The organism is Kitasatospora sp. NPDC048545, assembly GCF_040651155.1.
Classification (GTDB): domain Bacteria; phylum Actinomycetota; class Actinomycetes; order Streptomycetales; family Streptomycetaceae; genus Kitasatospora.
In genome coordinates this window covers 98,910-117,689 of the sequence record NZ_JBEZIQ010000031.1, presented here as the reverse complement: position 1 = coordinate 117,689, position 18,780 = coordinate 98,910, and the positions used below count along the sequence as shown (strand labels likewise).

Sequence of the window (18,780 nt, the reverse complement as noted above, 5' to 3'; positions counted from 1 at the left end):
GCGACGACGGTGCGCAGGTGGGCGATGTGGTCGAGGAACTCGGTGCGGTCGGCCCACTCGCCGTCGGTGCGCTGGCGGTAGTCGGGGGCGAAGTGGCGCTCGGCGGCCTCGTCGAGGTCGAGGCCGGGGGTGAGGAGCAGGTCGGTCAGGGCGGCGCGGATGTCGGTGTGGTTCACGGGGATTCCCTCGTTCGCGTGCGGGCCGGGCCCGCGGTGGACCGTGTCGAGATGCGTGCCTGAAGCACGCTTATGACTATACAGAAGAAGCGTGCTCGGTGCACGCTAATCTGGAGGGGTGAAGAACTCGACGGGACACGACATCGCCGACGCCCTCGGACTGCTCCTGCGGCGCAGCACCCGGGCCCACCTCTACACCACCCTGACCGACGGGCTGGGGGAGGCGGTCGACGACCTCACCTACCCGGTCCTCAGCGGCCTGGCCCGCACCGGGTCCTGCAGCGCCGCCGACCTCGGCCGCGAGATCGGGCTCGACCGCACCACCGTCACCCGCCGCGCCGACCGCCTCGAACGGGCCGGCCTGCTGCAGCGCCGGCCCGACCCGGCCGACGGCCGCGCGACCCTGCTCGCCCTCACCGACGACGGCCGCGCCGTCATCGGGGCCACCAGGCAGCGGCTCGCCACCGGCATCGAGGACTCGCTCGCCGCCTGGCCGCAGGCCGACGCCCGCGACTTCGCCCGCCTCCTGCGCCGCTTCGTCGACGAGGGGCCCTTCGGGGACGAGGGGCCCCTCGGGGACGAGGGGGCCTCCGCCACAGGGCGTGACTGACCGTCACCGGCCGGTCGAGGCAGCCGAGGCAGCCGAGATGGGCCTCCCGGCCCGGGAGGCCCGGGAGGGGCCTACCAGTTGGCCCAGTGGAGGTTCCACCCGCCGAGCCCGTTGTCGGGGGAGACGGTCTTCTCCTTGGTGTTCACGACCGTGACGACGTCGCCGATCAGCGAACTGTTGTAGAACGACCCCGCGACGGAGGTGTCGCTGCCGCCCTCCACGTCCTTGAGCGCGACGCAGCCGTGGCTGGTGTTGGCCTTGCCGAACGGGTCGCCCTTGTACCAGTAGTTGCCGTGGAGGTAGGTGCCGCTCCTGGTCAGCCGCATCGCGTGCGGGACGGCGGGGATGTCGTACTCGCTGCCGAGGCCGACCGTCTGGGAGTTCATGTGGGTGACCTTCTCCTTGGACATGATCACCATGGTGCCGCCCCACGACGGGTGCTTGTCGTCACCGAGGGTCGCGGGCACGGTGGTGGACCTGCCGTCCCGGACGATCGTGAGCTGGTGCGCGGCGGCGTCCGCGGTGGAGACCTGGGAGCGGCCGATGGTGAACGGCTCGTCCTTGTCGACGTCGCCCCAGACGCCGGGGGACACCTCGACGTTCTTCAGCCGGTAGTGGATGGTGACCTTGGTGCCCGGCTTCCAGTACTCGGCCGGGCGGAAGTCCAGCCGGTCGTCGCCGAACCAGTGGCCCTTCACCTCGGTGCCGTTGTCCGTCTCGAAGGTGATGGCCTTGGCGACGGCGTCCTTGTTGACGACCTTCCCGCTGAAGTCCACCTTGACGATCATGCCCACGCCGTAGGTCTGGCCGTCGCCGATGTTGTCGTTGGTGGACACCTTCCGGTCGGGCGTGAGCGTGGTGAAGGCGGTGGTGGCGGCGGCCACGAGTCCGTCGGTGTCCTTCGCCTGGGCGTTCACCGTGTACGCCGTTCCGGGGGCGAGCGCGGCGGCGGGCTTCCAGCCGGCGCCGTCCGGGGTGATCGCGCCCTGGACGGACCTGCCGTCCTTGTCGGTCACGTCGACCGCGGTCAGCTTGCCGTGGGCGACGGACACCTGCAGCGCGTTCGGTGCGACGCCCTGGGCCCCGTCCTTCGGCTGGACGTCCAGCACGGCGGCCGACGTCCTCGCCGCACCGGCATCGGCACCGCCACCGGCGGCTGATGGCCCGCCGGAGACGGCGGCGCCTGCCGTCCCCGCCGCGTCGGCGGCCTTCCCCTGGTCGTCGCCGCAGGCGGCGGTCATGAGCAGGATCCCGCCCATCGTCAGCGCCACCGCCCCGCGGTGGAAACGGTCGGTGGTGCGTATCGCGGCCCGGGCCGCCCGAACAGTCCTCACAGTTACTCCCTCTCGGTGTTCGCCGAAAGCTTGTCCGCCGCTTCGTCCCAGCCGCAACGAACGGCCCGCGATCAGGGACGCGGGGACGGCGCTACCCGCTGTGAGCTGGGAAGACGTAACCTTCCTGGGACGCGCCCGTGGGACGGAGGAACGGCGTGACCGGCGCGGGAGGCGCCCCGGGAAGGGCCCGTCCTCCCCGCGCGAACCGGGGGAGGGGGAACCGCGGGGCGGTGTGCCGCGTGCTTCTCTGCCGGGGCGTGCCGGGGCGTGCCGGGGCGTGCGAGGGCGTGGTCACCGCGGGCGCGATCGCTGCGGGGTTGACGAGCGGGTCGAAGGAACAGGGCAAGAGGGGTCGGGGAGTTGAAGGAGACGAGTGAGTTCGCGCTGCTGCTGCAGGAGCTGAAGAGCCGGTCGGGGCTCAGTTACGGTGCGCTGGCGAAGCGGCTGCACCTGAGCACGTCGACGCTCCACCGCTACTGCAACGGCGATGTGACGCCGACGGAGTTCGCCCCGCTGGACCAGCTCGCGCGGCTGTGCCGGGCGACCCCGCAGGAACTCGTCGAGCTGTACCGGCTGTGGGTGATCGCCCAGGCGGCGCGGGGGAGCAGGAAGCCACCGCCCCTCGCCGAAGCGAAGGCGCGGCCGCTGACGCCGGAGACGGAAGCGAGCCCGGCAGACGAAGCGAGCCCGGCGAGCGGGACGACCCGGGAGGCCGCGGCGACCCCGGACCCGGGCGGGACGCGGGACGCGGACGGGACCCGGGACGCGGGCGCCGCCGCCGGGGCCGAGACCACCGCCGCCCCCGCCCCCGTGGTGCCGCCGCGGCGCGCCCGGCGCCGGGGCGCCATCGCCGCGGTGACGGTCATCGTGGTGCTCGCCACCATCGGGGCCGTCGCCACCAACCTGAGGGCGCACCCGGGCGGCGACTCCGATCCCGCCGTCACCCGGTCGGCAGGTGCCGGGCCGGCCGCCGGTTCCCCGGCCCCCGGTGTCCAGAGCCCGCCGCCGTCCCCGTCCAGCGGCACTGCCTCCGCCGCTGCGTCCGACTCGGCCTCCGCCTCCGACTCCACCGGTGCGGGAGCCGGCCCGTCGGGGCCGACCGGCGGGGCGGACCCCACCCCGAGTGCCCCCATCACCGTCACGGTGACCCCGTCCGGCTGGGACACCGCGTGCGACCAGTACGTGGTGAACCGCCCGCCGTCCGAGGTCCCCAGGCCGCCCGCGATCGTGGATGTCCCGCGCTGGGCCGCCCAGGTCGGTGCGGTCCCCGGCCACTACCAGTCGATCGCGCTCACCGTGCAGGGAACCGGCAGCGACACCGTGGTGCTGACGGCCCTCAACGTCCGGGTCACCCGGGTCTCGGCCCCGCTCGCCTGGAACGCCTACTCCATGGGCGAGGGCTGCGGCGGTGGGGTCGGCAAGCTCTCCTACGACCTGGACCTGGACGTGGCCCGCCCCCGCCCGGTCGTGACCCGGGAAAGCCACGGCCTGCCGGTCAAGGTGAGCGCGAGCGATCCGGAGGTCATCGAGGTCTCCGCCGAGACCACCTCCCACGATGTCAGCTGGTACCTGGAGTTGGAGTGGTCCAGCGGCAACCGGAGGGGGACGCTGCCCATCGACCTCGGCCACGGCGTGCCGTTCCGCACCAGCGCGGTGAAGGGCCGGCCGCTGTACGTCTACCCGATCGGCGGGCACGGCTGGGAGCCGAGCCCGTACCGGCACTGACGGTCCGGCGGTGACGGGGCTCCGTGACGGGGCTCCGCCGGTGACGGGGCGCCGGCAGTGACGGCCTCACCGACACGCCGGGCGGTCCGGGCCGTCCTGCCTGTCCTGCCCGTCCGGACCGGCCGGTTCAGATCGGCAGGTTCCAACCCGGCCCGTCCTCCGTCCCGATCCAGACCCGCTGTCCGGCCCCCGTGACCGTGATGCCGAACCCGTCCTGGTGCGGCTCGCCCGCGCGCCGCCAGGCCTCGACGGCCTCCTCGACCCGGTCCCACAGGCGGAGCGGGCCGCGCTGCACGACGGTCCATCCGCCGCCGGCGTCGGGCGCGGTCCTGGCCTGCGACCCGGTCGCCACGTCGGAGAGGACCTGGTGCCCGCCGGCCCCCATCCGTTCGGCGGAGGGCGCCGCGAGCTGGCAGACCCAGCTCCCGGTCCAGGTGCCGATGACCTCGGGGTCGATCCGGGTCGGGCGTTCGTCCCCGGGGAGCAGCGACAGGCTCTGGCGGGGCGGACGGTCGTGCGGGCGGGCGATCATGAAGCTGGTGTAGCCGGGCAGGAACCGCCCCGAGGCCTCGCCGGGCGCCGTGACGACCAGCCGGGCCAGCCCGAACCCGAACCCCCACCCGGACAGCGTGGCCAGGATGACGCCGCCGGGCTTCACCTGGTGCAGCCACGGCGGCGGGAGGTAGCGGACCGAGCAGGTGGCGATGAGCCGGTCGTACCCGCCGCCGTCGGGGTCGCCGAGCAGTCCGTCGCCGATGATCAGCCGGGGGGAGTACCCGGCCGCCTGGACGGCGGTGGCGGCGGCGGCGCCCACCTCCGGGTCGTACTCGATGCTGGTGAGAGCGGCGTCCCCGAGCCGGTGCGCGCCGAGGGCGGTCGAGTAGCCGGTACCGGTGCCGATCTCCAGGACCCGGTGCCCGGCCTCGGCGCCGAGCTGCTGCCACATGCGCAGCACGAGGGACGGCAGGGTGGAGGACGACGACGGCGAGCCGGTCGCGGTGCCCCCGTGCACGTCGGCCGGGCGGATCCGCCCGTCGAGCTGGGTGATCAGCGTTTCGTCCGCGTAGACGTGCTCCAGCCAGCCGGGATCGCCCTCCACGACCGGCCGGTAGGCGCTCGGGCTGCTCCCCGGGACCGGCAGGAAGAAGGACCGCGCGAACAGCTCCCGGCGGACCGCCCGGGCCGCACGCTCCCACGCCGGATCGGGGATCCCGTCGCCCCCGGTGAACCCGTCCACCAGGGCGTCGCGGAGCTGGGCCGATGTGCTCACGAATCGGGACCTTTCTCTAACTGGTCGGCGAGGGCCCGGGCGATCGCGTCGGTGGTCGCGGCCGGCTGCCAGGCCCACTGGCCGTTCGGGTTGCATTCAAGGAAGTACCAGGCGCCCGAGCCGGTCACGGCGAAGTCGAACGCGCCGTAGACCAGACGGAGCCGTCCGAGGTAGGCGGCGACCGAGCGTGCGACCGACTCGGGTACGTCGATCGGCGTGCACGCCATCCGGTCCTGGCGGCGCCGCCAGTCCAGGTCGGGGCTGTCGATCCGCACGCCGAACAGGCGGTCGCCGACGGCGGTGACCCGGGCGTCGAACGCCTTCGGCACCCGCGCCTGGAAGAGGTGCGGGCACGCGGACACGGCGTCGGTGATCTCGGCCGGTTCGACCTCGCGCACCCACACGGCGTGCGGCCGCCCGTCGACCGCGTACGGGGTGTTCCACAGCGGCTTGTACACCGCCCCGGTGGCCTGGGCCGCCACGAACTCCCGCGCCTCGCGCGGGTCGTTGGTGATCACCGTGTCGGGGACCGGGAACCCGCAGCGCTGCGCGGCCGCGAGCTGCGCCGGCTTGTGCTCGGCGGCGCGGTTGGCCCACGGGTGGTTCACGTAGTGCGCGCCGGGGAGCGACGCGAGGATGCCGCCCGCACCCCACAGGGCCTGCGAGGCGGCGAACCTGCGGTCCTGCCCGTCCAGTTCGGACGGGCCCTCGTAGGGCGAGGCCCGGCGCACCCACACCGACCGGACCGCGCCGAGGTCGAGGACCCGGTTGGCGGTGCGCAGGGCGCCCCGCTGCCCGCCCGTGCGGTACGCGGCGGTCAGCGAGGCACCCGTGTGCAGGTCGGCGCCGGGATCGAGACGGACCACCGGGACCCGGCGCTCCGCGAGCACCCGCAGGACCGCATCCGCCGTCACGTCGAGGGGATTGGTCAGCACCAGCACCGACCCGCACCGGTCGTCCATCAGCCGGAGCTCTGGTCCTGGTCGTAGGACTCGGTGCTGTCGGCATCGGTGGCCCCGCCCGGGCCGGCCCCGTCGCCGGGCTGCGTGCTCGTCGGCGTGAGCCCGCTGGTGCTGGTGCCGTGCGTACCCGACTCGACCCTGCGCCCGTGCTCGTCCACGAACACGGCGATCTGGGTGTCGGGGTCGATCACGGGCGTGACGGCGGGGATCGAGCCGGACTCGGGGTACGGACCCATCCGGGTCGTGCCCCACGGTGCGGTCGTCATCTGTGCTGCGCCTCCATTCCGTGGCGGTGCTGACAGGATCAACAGCCCGGCCCGATGGCCGAGTCGTGTCATCCCACCCCGGCCGGCCCGGCCTGTCCAGGGCGGGGTGCGGCCGTCGGCGCGGCGACGCGGCTGTGGGCGTCCGGGTGTCCGGGCGTCCGGGCGTCCGCGTGGAAAACCGGATGCCGCCGGGGCGCCCGCCGCGTTACCCTCGGCGTCATGAACGTCACCGGCCCGATCACCGCCACCGCGCGAGCGACCAGCTCGCCGGTTGCCGCCGCCTGACGTACCCCCCCACGGCGACCGGACACGGTCCGCCGCTGGTGGCCCCGAGGCGTTTCCGCCCTCGGCTCCGATGACCGCGTGGCCCGTCGTCCGGTGCCTCCCCCCGGCACACGCGAAGGAGCCACCCCATGAACACCGACCAGCTCGTCCGCACCTTCATCGAGTACTTCGAGGACCGTGGTCACCGCCGGATCACGGGCACGACCCTGCTGCCCCCGCCCGGCGACCCGGTGCTGTTCACCACCTCCGGCATGCACCCCCTCACGCCCTACCTGGAGGGCCGCCCGCACCCGCTCGGCCGGCGGCTGGTCAACGTCCAGCGCTGCCTGCGCACCACGGACCTCGACGAGGTCGGCGACCGCACCCACCTGACCGTCTTCGAGATGCTCGGCACCTGGTCCCTCGGCGACTACGAGGGCCCGCAGAGCCTCGACTGGGGTTACGGGCTGCTCACCGACGGGTTCGGCGTCGACCCCGACCGGCTCCATGTCACCGTCTTCGGCGGCGACGACCGGGTCGGCCCGGACACCGGCTCGCTGGAGGTGTGGCAGGACCGCGGCGTGCCGGTCGAACTCACCGTCGAGGACAACTGGTGGTCCAACGGGCCGACCGGCCCGTGCGGCCCGGACTCGGAGATCTTCCTGTGGACCGGCGACACCCCGCCGCAGTCGACACCCACCCGGGACGACCGCTGGGTGGAGGTGTGGAACCACGTGATGATGCGCCACCGGCGCCTCGACGACGGCACGCTCGTCCCGCTGCCCCAGCGCAACATCGACACCGGCCTCGGCCTGGAACGGCTCTCCTCACTGCTGCAGGGCCGGTCGTCGGTCTTCGAGTGCGACGTCTTCGACCCCTGGCGCCGCCTCGTCCCGCCCCTGTGGCAGCTGGACGAACCGTCACTACGGCTGGTCTGCGACCACCTGCGCTCGGCCGTCGTCGTCATCGGCGACGGCGTCCGCCCCTCCAACACCGGCCGCGGCTACGTGCTGCGCCGCCTGGTGCGCCGGGTGCTCACCGTGCTCCACCGGGACGACCCGCGACGCGGACTCGGCGACCTGCCGGTCGAGTTGGTCGGCCACACCCTCGACCGCTTCCGCCAGGACGTCGACCCGGAGAGCGTGCGCCGGGTCCTGCTCGACGAGGAGCAGCGGTTCGTCCGCCTCCTGGAGCGAGGGCGCCGGGTGCTCTCCCGCCCCCGCTTCCGCGGCCCGCTGACCGAGGACGACCTGCACTACCTCCACGACACCCACGGCCTGCCCCGCGACCTCGTGCTGGACCTGCGGACGAGGTGACGGTCCCGGGTCGCTCTGCTCGGCTTGCTCTGCCCGGGGCGCTCTCCTCGGGTCGCGTCCCCGGGCCCGGACGGGTCCGGGGACGTGCGGGCTCGCCGCCGGACCGGCGCGTGCGTTCCGGACCCGGACCCGGACCCGGACCCGGACCCGGACCCGGACCCGGCCCCAGCCTCCGGCGCGGCCGCCCTCCGCCGTCCCCGGTCAGCCGGCGGGCGTCCGCTGCTGCCGCCAGCGGGCCCGGTGGAAGATCGGCTCGACGGCGACCACGCAGAACGCGTGCATGGGCCGGTTCGTGCCCTCGGGGTCGAAGAACCCGACGATGTCGCCGAGGAAGCTCTCGCCGTGCCGGTGGACGTGGCCGTCCCGGGCGACGCCGTCGCCGACGTCGGTGAGCCAGTCGCCGATCCAGAACAGCAGTTCGGCGCGGGCGGTGATGACGATCGTCGCGGCGTGCTCGGCGAAGCGGGCGGGGTGGCGGTCGGCCCGGCGCCGGACGTCGTCCGGCCGCTCGGGAGGCCGTGCCGCCGGGGCCGTCACCGTCAGGGGCGTCGAGGCGCGGCGCATCCCGCGCCGCAGGTCCGGCCAGTCGGAGGGCCGAAGTCCCGTGTCCTCGCGGGCCAGGAGCATCGGGAGCGGACGGCTCTCGCCACCGAGGGAGGACGTCGGCCGGCCGCCCGGCGGGACGGGGACGTGGACCGCGCTGTGCGGGCTCGTCGCGGCGACGCGGAACAGGGCGCCGAGGCGCAGGAGATCGGCGCGGCTCGCGTTGAGGTACCCGACCTGGCGGTCGGGCGGGAGGACGAAGGTGTTGCGGAGCATGGGGCCGGTGCTCAGGATCCGGCTGAGCCCGGATCCGGTGCCGGCGACCGGATGGCTCGTCACCCGCAGCCGCATCCGCCCGTCGTCGGCTCGCGTGCGTTCGTCGTCTCGCGCGCGCTCGTCGTGGCCTCCCGTGCGCTCGTCGTCAACCCCCATGTGCCCAGTACAGCACGGGTGCCGCCGGGCTCGTACCCGGTTTTCCGGTGCCCCGGGCCCGCGCCCGCGCGGTGGTCGCCGGCGCCCGAGTCCGCGCACGGCTATTGACTAAAAGTCCAACAGTGGCGATTCTCGTCACACCGAGTGCGCGGTCCATGACAGCCGGCCCGGACGGGTCGGTCCCCGCGCCCCGGACGGTTCCCAGCGCCCGGCGGCCGCGCCACCCCTCACCTCGGACACGGGTGGTGACCATGCACCAACTCCTGCGCAACAGGCACGGATTCATCGCACTGCTGGCCGCGCTCCTCACCCTGGCCGCCGTGGTGCTCGCTGCGCCGGCACCCGCCGCACCCGCCGCGTCCGGTGACACGGCCGGGACGGACTGGTGGACCCCGACCGCACGGCCCGCACCCGACTCGCAGATCGGCGTCACCGGCGAGCCGTTCCGCGGGACCGACGCCCAGGGCAAGGTCCGCGGCTTCGTCGACGCGCACGACCACATCATGGCCAACGAGGCCTTCGGCGGCAGGCTCATCTGCGGCAAGTCCTTCTCCGAAGCCGGGATCGCCGACGCGCTGAAGGACTGCCCCGAGCACTACCCCGACGGCTCGCTCGCCATCTTCGACTTCCTCACCAAGGGCGGCGACGGCAAGCACGACCCGGTCGGCTGGCCGACCTTCAAGGACTGGCCGGCCCACGACTCGCTCACCCACCAGCAGAACTACTACGCCTGGATCGAACGCGCCTGGCGCGGCGGCCAGCGGGTCCTCGTCAACGACCTCGTCACCAACGGGGTGATCTGCTCGGTCTACTTCTTCAAGGACCGCAGCTGCGACGAGATGACCTCCATCCGGCTCCAGGCGCAGAAGACCTACGAACTGCAGGCCTACATCGACACGATGTACGGCGGCCCGGGCAAGGGCTGGTTCCGGATCGTCACCGACAGCACACAGGCCCGCCAGGTCGTCGAACAGGGCAAACTGGCCGTCGTCCTCGGGGTGGAGACCTCCGAGCCCTTCGGCTGCAAGCAGATCCTCGACGTCGCCCAGTGCAGCAAGGCCGACATCGACCGAGGCCTCGACGAGCTCTACGGGCTCGGCGTGCGCAGCATGTTCCTCTGCCACAAGTTCGACAACGCGCTCTGCGGGGTGCGCTTCGACGAGGGCGCGCTCGGGACGGCCATCAACGTCGGCCAGTTCCTCTCCACCGGCACCTTCTGGAAGACCGAGACGTGCGCCGGGCCGCAACACGACAACCCCATCGGCCTCGCCCCGGCACCCGAGGCGCAGAAGCAACTCCCGGCGGGGGTGGCCGTGCCCGCCTACACCGGCGACGCGCAGTGCAACAGCCGCGGGCTCACCGACCTCGGCGAGTACGCGGTGCGCGGACTGATGCAACGCAAGATGATGCTCGAAGTCGACCACATGAGCGTCAAGGCGGCCGCCCGCTCCTTCGACATCCTGGAGTCCGAGTCCTACCCGGGCGTGATCTCCTCGCACAGCTGGATGGACCTCGACTGGATCGAGCGGGTCTACAAGCTCGGCGGCTTCGTCGCCCAGTACATGAACGGCGCCGAGGCGTTCAGCGCGGAGGCCAAGCGCACCGACGCACTGCGCGACAAGTACCACGTCGGGTACGGCTACGGCACCGACATGAACGGCGTCGGCGGCTGGCCCGGCCCGCGCGGCGCGGACACCGCCAACCCGGTGCGCTACCCGTTCCGCAGCGCCGACGGCGGATCCCTCATCGACCGCCAGACCACCGGCGCGCGCACCTGGGACATCAACACGGACGGTGCCGCGCACTACGGCCTGGTCCCGGACTGGCTGGAGGACATCCGGCAGGTGGGCGGGCAGGGCGTCGTGGACGACCTCTTCCGCGGCGCCGAGTCGTACCTCACCACCTGGGGCGCCTCCGAACAGCACCGCGCCACGGTCGACCTGGCCGCGGGCCGCCCGGCCACGGCCAGCACCACCGAGTGGTGGAACCCGTTCGTCAGCTACGCGCCCGGGCGGGCCGTGGACGGCGACCCGGGGACCCGCTGGGCCAGCGAGTGGAGCGACGACCAGTGGCTCCGCATCGACCTCGGCTCCACCGCCCTGGTCGGGCGCGTCACCCTGGACTGGGAACGCGCCTACGGGCGGGCGTACCGGATCGAGGTCTCCACCGACGGGAACACGTGGCAGTCGGTCTGGTCCACCACCACCGGGGACGGCGGCCTCGACACCGCCCGGTTCGCCGGCGTCCCGGCCCGCTACGTCCGCGTCCACGGGGTGCAACGCGGTACCCAGTGGGGCTACTCGCTGCACGAGGTCGGCGTGTACAGCACCTGAGGCCCGGTCCTTCCGGTCCTTCCGGTCCTTCCGGCCGTCCGGCTCCGCGGAGCCGGACGGGACCGCCGCGAGGTGGAGTGCGGCCCGGCGGGCGCCGACGAGTTCGTCGGTTCGCCCGGCCGGGCCGCGCCACTGCGCCGGGGCTGCCCTGCGCGGCTGCCCCCGGGGCAGTGCCCGGGCCGCCGGCGCTCCGCTCGTGCGTCGTCCCGCTGATCCCCGTACCGGACGGACACGTCGGATCAACTGCTCGGCGCATCACCGCGGAACGCCTCGGAAGCCGTCTCGGTGGGCGGAGTGTCGTGAGCCACGATGAGCTGACAGATCCGGTGCATCCGGCGCCAGAGCCGAGGGCTGTCGTCCTCGGTGAGCGCAGGCAGGACCTGTTCGAGCCGGCCGAGCATGTACCGCACCGTTCCCATCCCCCGCTCGTGGAGGGAACCGCCGTTCCCGACCCACGTGAACACGCAACCCGCCAGCCTGGTTTCGAACGACATCAGGTCGACGCCCGCGACCTCCAGGGTGATCCACCGGAGCGGCAGGGGCGAGCGGAACTCGTTCCCGTGTTCCTCCCACAGGCGTTCCACGACGGCGAAGGAGTCCTCGGCAGCATCCATGCCCCCATCCTCGCCACGGCGGCACCGCAACGGAAGGGATCAACGTCTGCCCCACCGCCCGAAGCAGGGGCCCGGCCCGGCCGTGCGCACCGACCGGCTCGCCGTCGCGGACCGGCCCGCGCTCCACCACGAGGCCGTCCTCGTCGTCCGCGGAGCCGGGGACAGCAGTTCGGCGGGACTGCAGGTCGGCGGGCTGCGGGGCCGTGGGCGTCACCGTTCGCGGAACTCGCCCTCGTACGGGTCGTGTTCCCACCCGGCGCCGGCGGCCCGTCCGCGCGAGTCGGCGCCGGGCCCGGTCGGCCCGGTCCGTCACGTGGAACCAGACCAGCACACCGACGGCCAGGACCGCCAGCCCGGCCGGTGCGAGGGCCCACACGGTACGGGAGTACAGCCAGAGCAGCAGGCCGAGGGCGGCCGAGCCGACGATCGCGTACGCGAGGCCCAACCGGCTGCCGGGCGAACTCCGGTGGATCTCCTCGATCTGCGCGGCCGCGTCCCCCTCGGCGCCGCCGGTGAACCCGCCGGGGTCGAAGAGAGACATGGACCGGTTCTTGGTCTTTGCCACGTGATCATTGTGGCGTCCGGCGCTGCCGGCGGCGCCGGGCGGACAGTACGTCACACCAGAGCGAACGTTGCCTGGTGCGGCACGAGTTGAGCAGCGCGGATGCTCAGGGCTGGGACAACCGCTCCTCGTAGGCCAACGAGTTCGGCCCCCAGCCGTCCACCTCGTTGCCGTTCACGTCCACGGTGGCGTCCATGTGGCCGATGGCATAGAGGACCGCCAACGCCACCGCCTGGGCATCGTGGTCGTCGATCTTGTGGACGGAATAGCGAAGCGAGTTCTGCACACGGCCACAGAGGTTGGCGGCGACGCCGAGAACCGAGAAGCTCGACCTGCGCAGACCGGAGGCCTCCAGGGCACTGCTGCCGCCGCGCAGGATCTCGCAAGCGGCGTCGAAGGCCTCGGCGAAATCCGTGGCGGCATACGAGCCGGACTCGCTCGTGTACAGGCGAAGGAAGTGGTTCTTGATGAGCCAGTCCCGCAGATTGTCCACCTGCAGGACGAGCCGCTCAGCCGCCTCCACCCACCGGACGGTGGATGCGCCCCGCATGAGCAGCCACTCCAGTTCGGCCAGGTCATCGGGAAGGCGGTCGGCATTGTCCATCGGAGGCAGCCTCTCTCTGTCGGAGTGTCAGGCCCGGGTGTCACCGATGACAGGTTGGCCTGGTGGTTTCGCAGACACGGATACCCCGGTTGATCACATGCGGTGGCAAGCATGCCACTGCTGCCCGCTACCGGTAGTACCTGCGATGGGTGGGGCAAGCCCCAAGGGCGGATTCGGGGCGAACGTTGCCTGATGCGGAGCCTGGGAGGGCCGGCCGATCCGGGCGAGAGCCGGGGAACAGCCGGGGGGAGTCGGCCGTCCCGGGGGTGGGCCGGGAGCAGTGGGTGGACGGTCGTCCGCTCCGCCGTGGTCAGGGGCGGTCGGGCGGAGGGAAGGGGAACAGGGCGACAGAGTCCGGACGGGCCATGACCGTGCGGGGCTCCCGGCCCGGCGGGTACTCGCCCACCTGGCCGCCGACCACAGCCCCTTCGACCCGGTCCTGGCCGGAGGCCTCTTCGACCATCTCGAAGAACGCTTTCGCCCGAGCCCTGATCCGCACCACTGTGTCCCGCCTGTGCCGCCCCGGAGGCACGTTCTCCTTCTCCGACATCGCGACCCCGAACCCCTACGCCGCCCTGATGGCCCACATCGGCCGCTGGAACCTCGTCGAACGCACCCCCGCCGACATCGAGGCCGGCGGGGGTGCCGCCGCGCCGCCGGGAACCGTCGCCGGACCGGACATCACCGCCGATGCCACCGGCCTGACGCTGTTCGCGACGGTGCGGCGCACTGACGAGCCGGGGTGATCCCCGCAGTCGGCTTCGTGTTCGTCGCCGACGCAGCCTCGATCGTCAGTCGAGGCCTTCGATGATGCGGAAGTCGCGCTCGACGCCGTCAGCAAGTGCGGCCAGCGCCTCCTGGTAGGCCGCACTCGCATGGGCGGCGACCGCCTGTTCGAAGCTGTCGAACTCGACCAGGACGGTGCGCTCGGCGATTCCGGCGTCGTGTGCGACGACCCGGCCGCCGCGGGCGACCGTCCGCCCGCCCGCGGCCTTGACGGCTGGACCAGCCAGCTTGTTGTAGGCAGCCAGCTTCTCGGGGTCCGCAATGGTGCGGTAGGCGCTGACCCAATAGCCCTTGGCCACGGTACCTCCTGTGTTCGGAATTGATGCTCAGAAGCATGCTCGGATCCATGGCCGGCGCGCTGTGGGTCAGCGAGCCGACGGAGACGGCGTCGAAGTCGGACGGCTTTCGATCCTCAGCTTCCGGTTCGACTCGACCGGCCCAGGCCCGGCACACCGACTTCGGCCGGCCGGGTCAGTGCTCGCGCAACGTTCCGAACGTTCCGAGGGGGCACGAGAATCTCGTAGTTGTAGTCCAGCCCCCATGCTCGCCCCGCCTCCCCGGTCCTGAACGGGCATCCTTTCACGGTACGGATCGGTAGCCCAGCTGTTTTCCGGGGCGGCTGCACTGACCTTGCGCGGGCGGGGATCCGAGTCGAAATCGCGTCCGGAGGGATCAGCCCCGAGCGGAAGAGCTGCTGAGTCGTCCGAACACCTCGCGGCATCGTGCAATCCGGTCAGGCGATGCCGGCCGGTCCGTCGCCGTATCGCACGGCGCGTGCCTACCGGCTTGGCCAGGTACCAATCATCGTGTCCCGACTCGCATCGCGCTTCAGCTGTGGCTTCAGGCGGACCACAGATCCTGTGCTGCCCCGACAGTTGGCGTGCCGAGTGCCAACTCACCGTCACCGCAGCGAGCCTTGATTCGCCGACTATCGCGAACAAGACTCGCCAACGTGACCCGGGAGGCTACTTGTCGCCAACGGTGCTACTCGACGTGCGGTTCTCAGCTGGGTCAGCACGACATCTGTCGCTGAATCAGCGAGGTATCCGACGGCTGGTGATCGTTCGGCAACCGTCCGGATACGGCCTCGTCCCACGTGAGTGATCAATGTCTGGGCCGCGGCGGTCTCGTGCTGCAGCTCATTCCGGGAGCAAGGACGCTTCACCGACAGCGGCGATCAGCTCGAACGGGAGCTCCCGATCGGCTTGGCCGATGGCCAATGCGAGCCAACGGCCGGAAGGCCGTAGCCGCCACACCCGCATGCTGCCAGCGACGTTGCACAGGAAGCCCAGCGGCTCGGGAGCCACGAACTCTGGATCCGGGTTGTCGAACCCGAGATATGGCCACAGATCGACCGTCGCCGGATCTCCCCAACGGTCGGCCAGAACGGCAGTCAGCGCAGCGAGATCGGCTTCCAGCCCCTGCTCGGCTGCTTCGACGATCTCTTCACTACGGTCGTCCCAGAAGTCCTGACTCTCCCGGAGCACGGCCACCTGATATCCAGGTCCACCCAGCTTCGGTCCTGCCCCGGTCGGCCCTCCCGCCCGGGGAACGGCAGAGTGCTCAGTTCGTCGATGATCGAGAGCTGGTCGTCAGTGAGACCCGTCGATCGGTGCTGGCTCGGCATCAGCGAAGCCTAGCCAGGTCGGCTCCATCCGGCGTCGCGCATGCCTCCCTGCCGCCAAGGACGACAGATGCGGCGCTGACACGACAGTCCGCGTGCTGAGTCACACCAACTGGGCTCACCGCCCCGGCCGGTCGGCCAGGACGGACCACCGCCGGTGCTCCCCCCGGGCCGGGGCAGGGGCCGGTAGTTCGGGACGCCCAGGAAAGCGATCAGTCCGGCACAGGCGAAGCTGGCGGCATTGGCGAGGATCAGCGCCCGCTGCGGACCGGAATCCGGCGCGCCGGGCACCGATTGCCTCGTTCCCTCCTGATCATGTCAAGCAGGCTAACAGGGCACTTCGCGATGCCGGCGGCCCGGCGGGTGTCACCGGCCCTGCGGATGCCCCGCGTTCCGTGCCCCGGGTTCCTCGCCCTCCATCAAATGATCCTCAAATGACTGACGGTTCCTCAGTTCTGCTCCTAGGCTCCTGAGTGCTGCCCGACCACCGAACCGGCGAGGAGGCTTCGGCTCATGTGGCGACCTGCCAGGCTCGTGACGGCGACGGCCGTCGTCATTGCCGCCGCTGTGGCGTGCACCGGCGGTGGCGCACCCCGTGGCGAACGGACCCCTGCTCCCTGGCCCCTGGACGGACTGGCTGCCGCCCCGGTCGACGCGGCCCTCCAGGGCGGCGTCGACGTCCTGCCGGTCAAGGGCGTCCCGGCCAAGGTGCTCGGCGTCGCCCGGATCTCGGGCAGCGACGTGGTCCTTGCCCTCAGGGACGACACCTGCCATGCGGTGTTCCTGCCGACCGGTGCGACCGGGCCCGCCGCGGCACCGGCCTCGGCCTCGACCTCGCTCTCGATCGGAGCGCAGCGCCCGGCTGCCGGTAACGCCGCCTCGGACGAGCATGGGCTGTTCCCGGGGACCGTGCTCGCCGGGTCGTACACCCAGGCGTCCAGCCCGGTGGAGCCCTTCGCGTTCGCGCACATCGGCTGCTCCGAGAAGGGGATGGCGCTCATGATCGAGGGAGTCGACGAATCGGCGCAGGTGCGGAAGGAGGCCGGTGACTCGCTCGGGTGCCGGAGGTCCGGCCGGGACGTGCTGGTGACCGTCGGAGCCGCCGACGCGATCCGGGCCGTCGAACCCGGCACGCCCGGCTGGGCTTCGGCGGCGGCCTTCAGGTGCTCCTGAACCCCCACCGACCCGTCGGCGACTGTCCGACGGTCGTTCCGGTCGTCCGTGCTACTCCTGGCCGGGCCAGGCTGCCGCGAGGTCGCGGTAGGCCGCGAAGCGGGGGCCGGGCACCGTCTCGCGGGTCGTCTCACCGTTCAGCCGGCACAGTTGGACGGTGTCGATCTCGGTGTCGAGCAGGCAGCACACCCCGCCGGCTGCGGCGGGGAGGCCGGTGAACACCGCTCTGATGCTCGCCGACCGCTCGAACATCCGGCGACGACGGGACCCCGTGCCACTCGGTGCATCTCGCGCAGTCCCGCGCGGTGGTCGTTCCACTGGTGCACGCTGAAGGTCGTCATCGCCGCGTCGAACGCGTCGTCGTCGAAGGGCAGGTGTTCGGCGACGGCGTCGACGGCGGGCAGCAGGTGGGCGGGCCGCTGGGCGCGCATCGACGCGGACGGCTCGACCGCCGTCACCTCCAGCGTCGCCGACTCGTACGAACCGGCGCCGGCACCGACGTTGACCACTGTGCGGGCTCCGCCCAGGGCGGCGGCGATCACCTGCTCGATTCGTGCGTCCGGCTGCCGGTAGCGGGCGTATCCGCCGCCGATCGTGCCGTGGTCCGCGTCGCCCGAGCTGCCGTCGACCCCGCGTCCACTCGTGATCCGAACCTAGCCGCGCTGTCAAGGTTCCATTCCGACGACCGGGCGTGGGAGGCGTGGGGGCGCGGGCGGCGGCGGGTTGCCGGGTCACCCGTGGTGAGTGACCCTCAGGCCCGGTACGTGAAGCGGCCGAGGTAGTGCAGGGAGGTGCCGTGCGGGTCGGTGACCACGTTGGGGGTGAAGACGCAGATCGCGGCGTCGGCCGGCTCGGTCGACTCCACTCGTGGCAGCCACTGGTCGGCGTACGAGGCGTCGCGGAGGAGGATGTCGGGGGGAACGGGGGCGAGGTGGCCGTCGTCGCGGGCGTGCACGGCTTCGACGCACAGCGGTTCGAGCTCGGCGATTCCGGTCTCCGTCATGAGGGCGGAGGGCACCGCGCCACCGGTCTCCGTCCACGTCTCGTCGACGTGGTCGCGCAGGTCCTCGAACGACGAGAACCGGCCGCGCGAGAGGAAGACGTGCACCACACCGGTTTCAGCCACCCGGTGATTGTCGCCCGGCACGTGTCCCGCGCGCGACCGGCTACGCGTACGGCACGCCGTTCACACGCCGCGGCCGCCGTCGGCGGGTTCGGTGTCGTCAGGTCGGGAACCCACGTGTTCCCGCAGGTCGGCGAGGCGCGGGTCGTCGAGGATCCTCCTCGTCTCCGCGCGGGGGAGCCCCAGGTGGCCCGCTGCGTGGATCTCGTCGCCGGCCCAGCAGAAGGCCGCGCGGATCTCCGCCTCCCAGGCTCCCGGGTCGCGCTCGCGTCGTGCGGCGAGTTCCGCGACGCGGGCGTCCTGGGTGGCGAGCGCTTCGTCGACGAGTTGTTCGCGGACGCCGGGGCGCTCTCGTACGGTCTTCGCGGACCACCAGTAGGGCTGGTCGTCCGAGGGTTGCGTGTCCTCGTACACGGCGACCAGCCCCAGCAGTTCGATCGGGTTGTCGGCCCAGAAGGTGAAGCCGGCCTTCTCGGCGAGCCAGGCGTCGCGTGCGGTCTCGTCCTCCTCGTCGGAGAGCTGGACCTTCAGGTGGTAGCCCCGGCGGCGCAGGAGTTGGAGGCACGTCTCCCACACGTTGGCGTGGCTTGCCAGTGAGGCCATGCGGTCACTCCGGTGTTCCGGTGGCGGACATTTCCCTGGGCGGCAGCTGTGCCCGGCTACTCCGACGGCCGAAAGGCCGCCCCTGCGGTTTCGGCATAGCTGAGGAAGGCCGCCCCGGCCGAGGCGACGTGCAGGTCGACGACGACCTCCTCGCCCGAGGGGCGGCCGCCCTCCGAGATCGCAAGGCCGATCAGTGCCAGGTCACCCGCCTGGCCCCGCAGTTCGTACTGCTCGCGGGTCTCCTCGCCGAGGTCGCCCGAGTCGTCACGCTCCCAGGCGTCCACCGCGGCCTGGGCCACCGCCCTGGGCAGTCGCACCGTGACGCGGCCGACCTGGGCGTGGACGTGCTCCCCGACCGCGGCCAGTACCTTCGAGTCTTCCCGGTAGAGGGCGTACCGCTCGTGATCCACCATGGGGCGAGGCTACTCGGACCGCTGGACCTGTCTCGACTGCATTTCGG

19 protein-coding genes and 2 pseudogenes are annotated in these 18,780 nt (G+C 72.4%); 6 read left to right on the top strand and 15 right to left on the bottom strand.

What is annotated here, in order from left to right; genetic code table 11:
* Positions 1-176, bottom strand: a pseudogene (locus AB0D10_RS27270) (nuclear transport factor 2 family protein); the annotation flags it as partial.
* Positions 177-294: 118 nt separating this feature from the next.
* Here AB0D10_RS27270 and AB0D10_RS27265 point away from each other — a divergent pair.
* Positions 295-786 (top strand): MarR family transcriptional regulator, encoded by a 492-nt coding sequence (locus tag AB0D10_RS27265; protein ID WP_360261257.1) that lies wholly within the window; start codon positions 295-297, stop codon positions 784-786.
* Between the two features lie 71 nt (positions 787-857).
* On the opposite strand, the gene AB0D10_RS27260 is transcribed toward AB0D10_RS27265, so the two are convergent.
* Positions 858-2,120 carry an Ig-like domain-containing protein gene (locus AB0D10_RS27260; protein ID WP_360261255.1) on the bottom strand — a complete coding sequence of 421 codons (1,263 nt, stop codon included), beginning with the start codon at positions 2,118-2,120 and terminating at the stop codon, positions 858-860.
* Positions 2,121-2,480: 360 nt separating this feature from the next.
* Here AB0D10_RS27260 and AB0D10_RS27255 point away from each other — a divergent pair, with 360 nt between their 5' ends.
* Complete coding sequence (locus AB0D10_RS27255) at positions 2,481-3,845, top strand: helix-turn-helix transcriptional regulator (RefSeq protein ID WP_360261253.1); 1,365 nt, start codon at positions 2,481-2,483, stop codon at positions 3,843-3,845.
* 127 nt (positions 3,846-3,972) lie between these two features.
* Here the strand turns inward: AB0D10_RS27255 and tgmC are convergent, their stop codons facing one another.
* From tgmC to tgmA, 3 genes are read right to left on the bottom strand one after another with little or no spacing between them, the layout of a single operon-like run.
* Positions 3,973-5,115 carry an ATP-grasp peptide maturase system methyltransferase gene (gene tgmC, locus AB0D10_RS27250; RefSeq protein ID WP_360261251.1) on the bottom strand — a complete coding sequence of 381 codons (1,143 nt, stop codon included), beginning with the start codon at positions 5,113-5,115 and terminating at the stop codon, positions 3,973-3,975.
* Positions 5,112-6,077 carry an ATP-grasp ribosomal peptide maturase gene (tgmB, locus tag AB0D10_RS27245; RefSeq protein ID WP_360261249.1) on the bottom strand — a complete coding sequence of 322 codons (966 nt, stop codon included), beginning with the start codon at positions 6,075-6,077 and terminating at the stop codon, positions 5,112-5,114. The genes tgmC and tgmB overlap by 4 nt, the downstream gene beginning before the upstream one ends.
* Positions 6,077-6,343 carry a putative ATP-grasp-modified RiPP gene (gene tgmA / locus AB0D10_RS27240; RefSeq protein ID WP_360261247.1) on the bottom strand — a complete coding sequence of 89 codons (267 nt, stop codon included), beginning with the start codon at positions 6,341-6,343 and terminating at the stop codon, positions 6,077-6,079. The genes tgmB and tgmA overlap by 1 nt, the downstream gene beginning before the upstream one ends.
* A 413-nt stretch (positions 6,344-6,756) precedes the next feature.
* On the opposite strand from tgmA, the gene AB0D10_RS27235 reads away from it, so the two are divergent.
* Positions 6,757-7,923, top strand: a complete 1,167-nt coding sequence (locus AB0D10_RS27235) for an alanine--tRNA ligase-related protein (protein ID WP_360261245.1) — start codon at positions 6,757-6,759, stop codon at positions 7,921-7,923.
* A gap of 201 nt (positions 7,924-8,124) precedes the next feature.
* Here AB0D10_RS27235 and AB0D10_RS27230 read toward each other — a convergent pair whose 3' ends face one another.
* Complete coding sequence (locus AB0D10_RS27230; RefSeq protein WP_360261242.1) at positions 8,125-8,898, bottom strand: hypothetical protein; 774 nt, start codon at positions 8,896-8,898, stop codon at positions 8,125-8,127.
* 251 nt (positions 8,899-9,149) lie between these two features.
* Between AB0D10_RS27230 and AB0D10_RS27225 the strand changes: the two genes are divergently transcribed.
* Positions 9,150-11,231, top strand: a complete 2,082-nt coding sequence (locus AB0D10_RS27225; RefSeq protein ID WP_360261240.1) for a discoidin domain-containing protein — start codon at positions 9,150-9,152, stop codon at positions 11,229-11,231.
* 239 nt (positions 11,232-11,470) lie between these two features.
* Here AB0D10_RS27225 and AB0D10_RS27220 read toward each other — a convergent pair whose 3' ends face one another.
* Positions 11,471-11,845, bottom strand: coding sequence for a hypothetical protein (locus AB0D10_RS27220; RefSeq protein WP_360261238.1), 375 nt, complete (start codon positions 11,843-11,845; stop codon positions 11,471-11,473).
* Between the two features lie 668 nt (positions 11,846-12,513).
* The gene (locus AB0D10_RS27215; protein WP_360261236.1) at positions 12,514-13,011 is read right to left on the bottom strand and encodes a hypothetical protein; all 498 of its coding nucleotides are present in this window, start codon (positions 13,009-13,011) and stop codon (positions 12,514-12,516) included.
* Between the two features lie 365 nt (positions 13,012-13,376).
* Between AB0D10_RS27215 and AB0D10_RS27210 the strand changes: the two genes are divergently transcribed.
* On the top strand, positions 13,377-13,757 hold the full coding sequence (locus tag AB0D10_RS27210; RefSeq protein WP_360261234.1) for a hypothetical protein: 381 nt from the start codon (positions 13,377-13,379) through the stop codon (positions 13,755-13,757).
* 45 nt (positions 13,758-13,802) lie between these two features.
* Here the strand turns inward: AB0D10_RS27210 and AB0D10_RS27205 are convergent, their stop codons facing one another.
* Together AB0D10_RS27205 and AB0D10_RS27200 are read right to left on the bottom strand one after the other, a co-directional pair.
* Positions 13,803-14,096 carry a DUF1330 domain-containing protein gene (locus tag AB0D10_RS27205; protein WP_360261231.1) on the bottom strand — a complete coding sequence of 98 codons (294 nt, stop codon included), beginning with the start codon at positions 14,094-14,096 and terminating at the stop codon, positions 13,803-13,805.
* A gap of 840 nt (positions 14,097-14,936) precedes the next feature.
* The gene (locus AB0D10_RS27200) at positions 14,937-15,290 is read right to left on the bottom strand and encodes a hypothetical protein (RefSeq protein WP_360261229.1); all 354 of its coding nucleotides are present in this window, start codon (positions 15,288-15,290) and stop codon (positions 14,937-14,939) included.
* A gap of 644 nt (positions 15,291-15,934) precedes the next feature.
* Here AB0D10_RS27200 and AB0D10_RS27195 point away from each other — a divergent pair.
* Positions 15,935-16,594 (top strand): hypothetical protein, encoded by a 660-nt coding sequence (locus AB0D10_RS27195; protein WP_360261227.1) that lies wholly within the window; start codon positions 15,935-15,937, stop codon positions 16,592-16,594.
* Between the two features lie 51 nt (positions 16,595-16,645).
* On the opposite strand, the gene AB0D10_RS27190 is transcribed toward AB0D10_RS27195, so the two are convergent.
* The 5 genes and pseudogenes from AB0D10_RS27190 to AB0D10_RS27170 form a co-directional block, all read right to left on the bottom strand.
* Complete coding sequence (locus AB0D10_RS27190) at positions 16,646-16,816, bottom strand: hypothetical protein (RefSeq protein WP_360261265.1); 171 nt, start codon at positions 16,814-16,816, stop codon at positions 16,646-16,648.
* A gap of 35 nt (positions 16,817-16,851) precedes the next feature.
* A pseudogene (locus AB0D10_RS27185) lies at positions 16,852-17,124 on the bottom strand (class I SAM-dependent methyltransferase); the annotation flags it as partial.
* A 221-nt stretch (positions 17,125-17,345) separates the two neighbouring features.
* Positions 17,346-17,720 (bottom strand): hypothetical protein, encoded by a 375-nt coding sequence (locus AB0D10_RS27180; RefSeq protein ID WP_360261225.1) that lies wholly within the window; start codon positions 17,718-17,720, stop codon positions 17,346-17,348.
* Positions 17,721-17,780: 60 nt separating this feature from the next.
* Positions 17,781-18,320, bottom strand: coding sequence for a hypothetical protein (locus AB0D10_RS27175; RefSeq protein ID WP_360261223.1), 540 nt, complete (start codon positions 18,318-18,320; stop codon positions 17,781-17,783).
* A 56-nt stretch (positions 18,321-18,376) separates the two neighbouring features.
* A complete protein-coding gene (locus tag AB0D10_RS27170) occupies positions 18,377-18,733 on the bottom strand; it encodes a hypothetical protein (protein WP_360261221.1) in 357 nt (118 codons plus the stop codon).
* Between the last annotated feature and the right edge of the window lie 47 nt (positions 18,734-18,780).

Bases quoted from the DNA above. Each gene is read 5' to 3' on its own strand.
- AB0D10_RS27215 (WP_360261236.1), bottom strand. From the start codon at position 13,011: ATGGACAATGCCGACCGCCTTCCCGATGACCTGGCCGAACTGGAGTGG.
- AB0D10_RS27230 (WP_360261242.1), bottom strand. From the start codon at position 8,898: ATGGGGGTTGACGACGAGCGCACGGGAGGCCACGACGAGCGCGCGCGA.
- tgmA (WP_360261247.1), bottom strand. From the start codon at position 6,343: ATGACGACCGCACCGTGGGGCACGACCCGGATGGGTCCGTACCCCGAG.
- tgmB (WP_360261249.1), bottom strand. From the start codon at position 6,077: ATGGACGACCGGTGCGGGTCGGTGCTGGTGCTGACCAATCCCCTCGAC.
- AB0D10_RS27210 (WP_360261234.1), top strand. From the start codon at position 13,377: ATGACCGTGCGGGGCTCCCGGCCCGGCGGGTACTCGCCCACCTGGCCG.
- AB0D10_RS27195 (WP_360261227.1), top strand. From the start codon at position 15,935: ATGTGGCGACCTGCCAGGCTCGTGACGGCGACGGCCGTCGTCATTGCC.
- AB0D10_RS27225 (WP_360261240.1), top strand. From the start codon at position 9,150: ATGCACCAACTCCTGCGCAACAGGCACGGATTCATCGCACTGCTGGCC.
- AB0D10_RS27220 (WP_360261238.1), bottom strand. From the start codon at position 11,845: ATGGATGCTGCCGAGGACTCCTTCGCCGTCGTGGAACGCCTGTGGGAG.
- AB0D10_RS27170 (WP_360261221.1), bottom strand. From the start codon at position 18,733: ATGGTGGATCACGAGCGGTACGCCCTCTACCGGGAAGACTCGAAGGTA.
- AB0D10_RS27235 (WP_360261245.1), top strand. From the start codon at position 6,757: ATGAACACCGACCAGCTCGTCCGCACCTTCATCGAGTACTTCGAGGAC.
- AB0D10_RS27175 (WP_360261223.1), bottom strand. From the start codon at position 18,320: ATGGCCTCACTGGCAAGCCACGCCAACGTGTGGGAGACGTGCCTCCAA.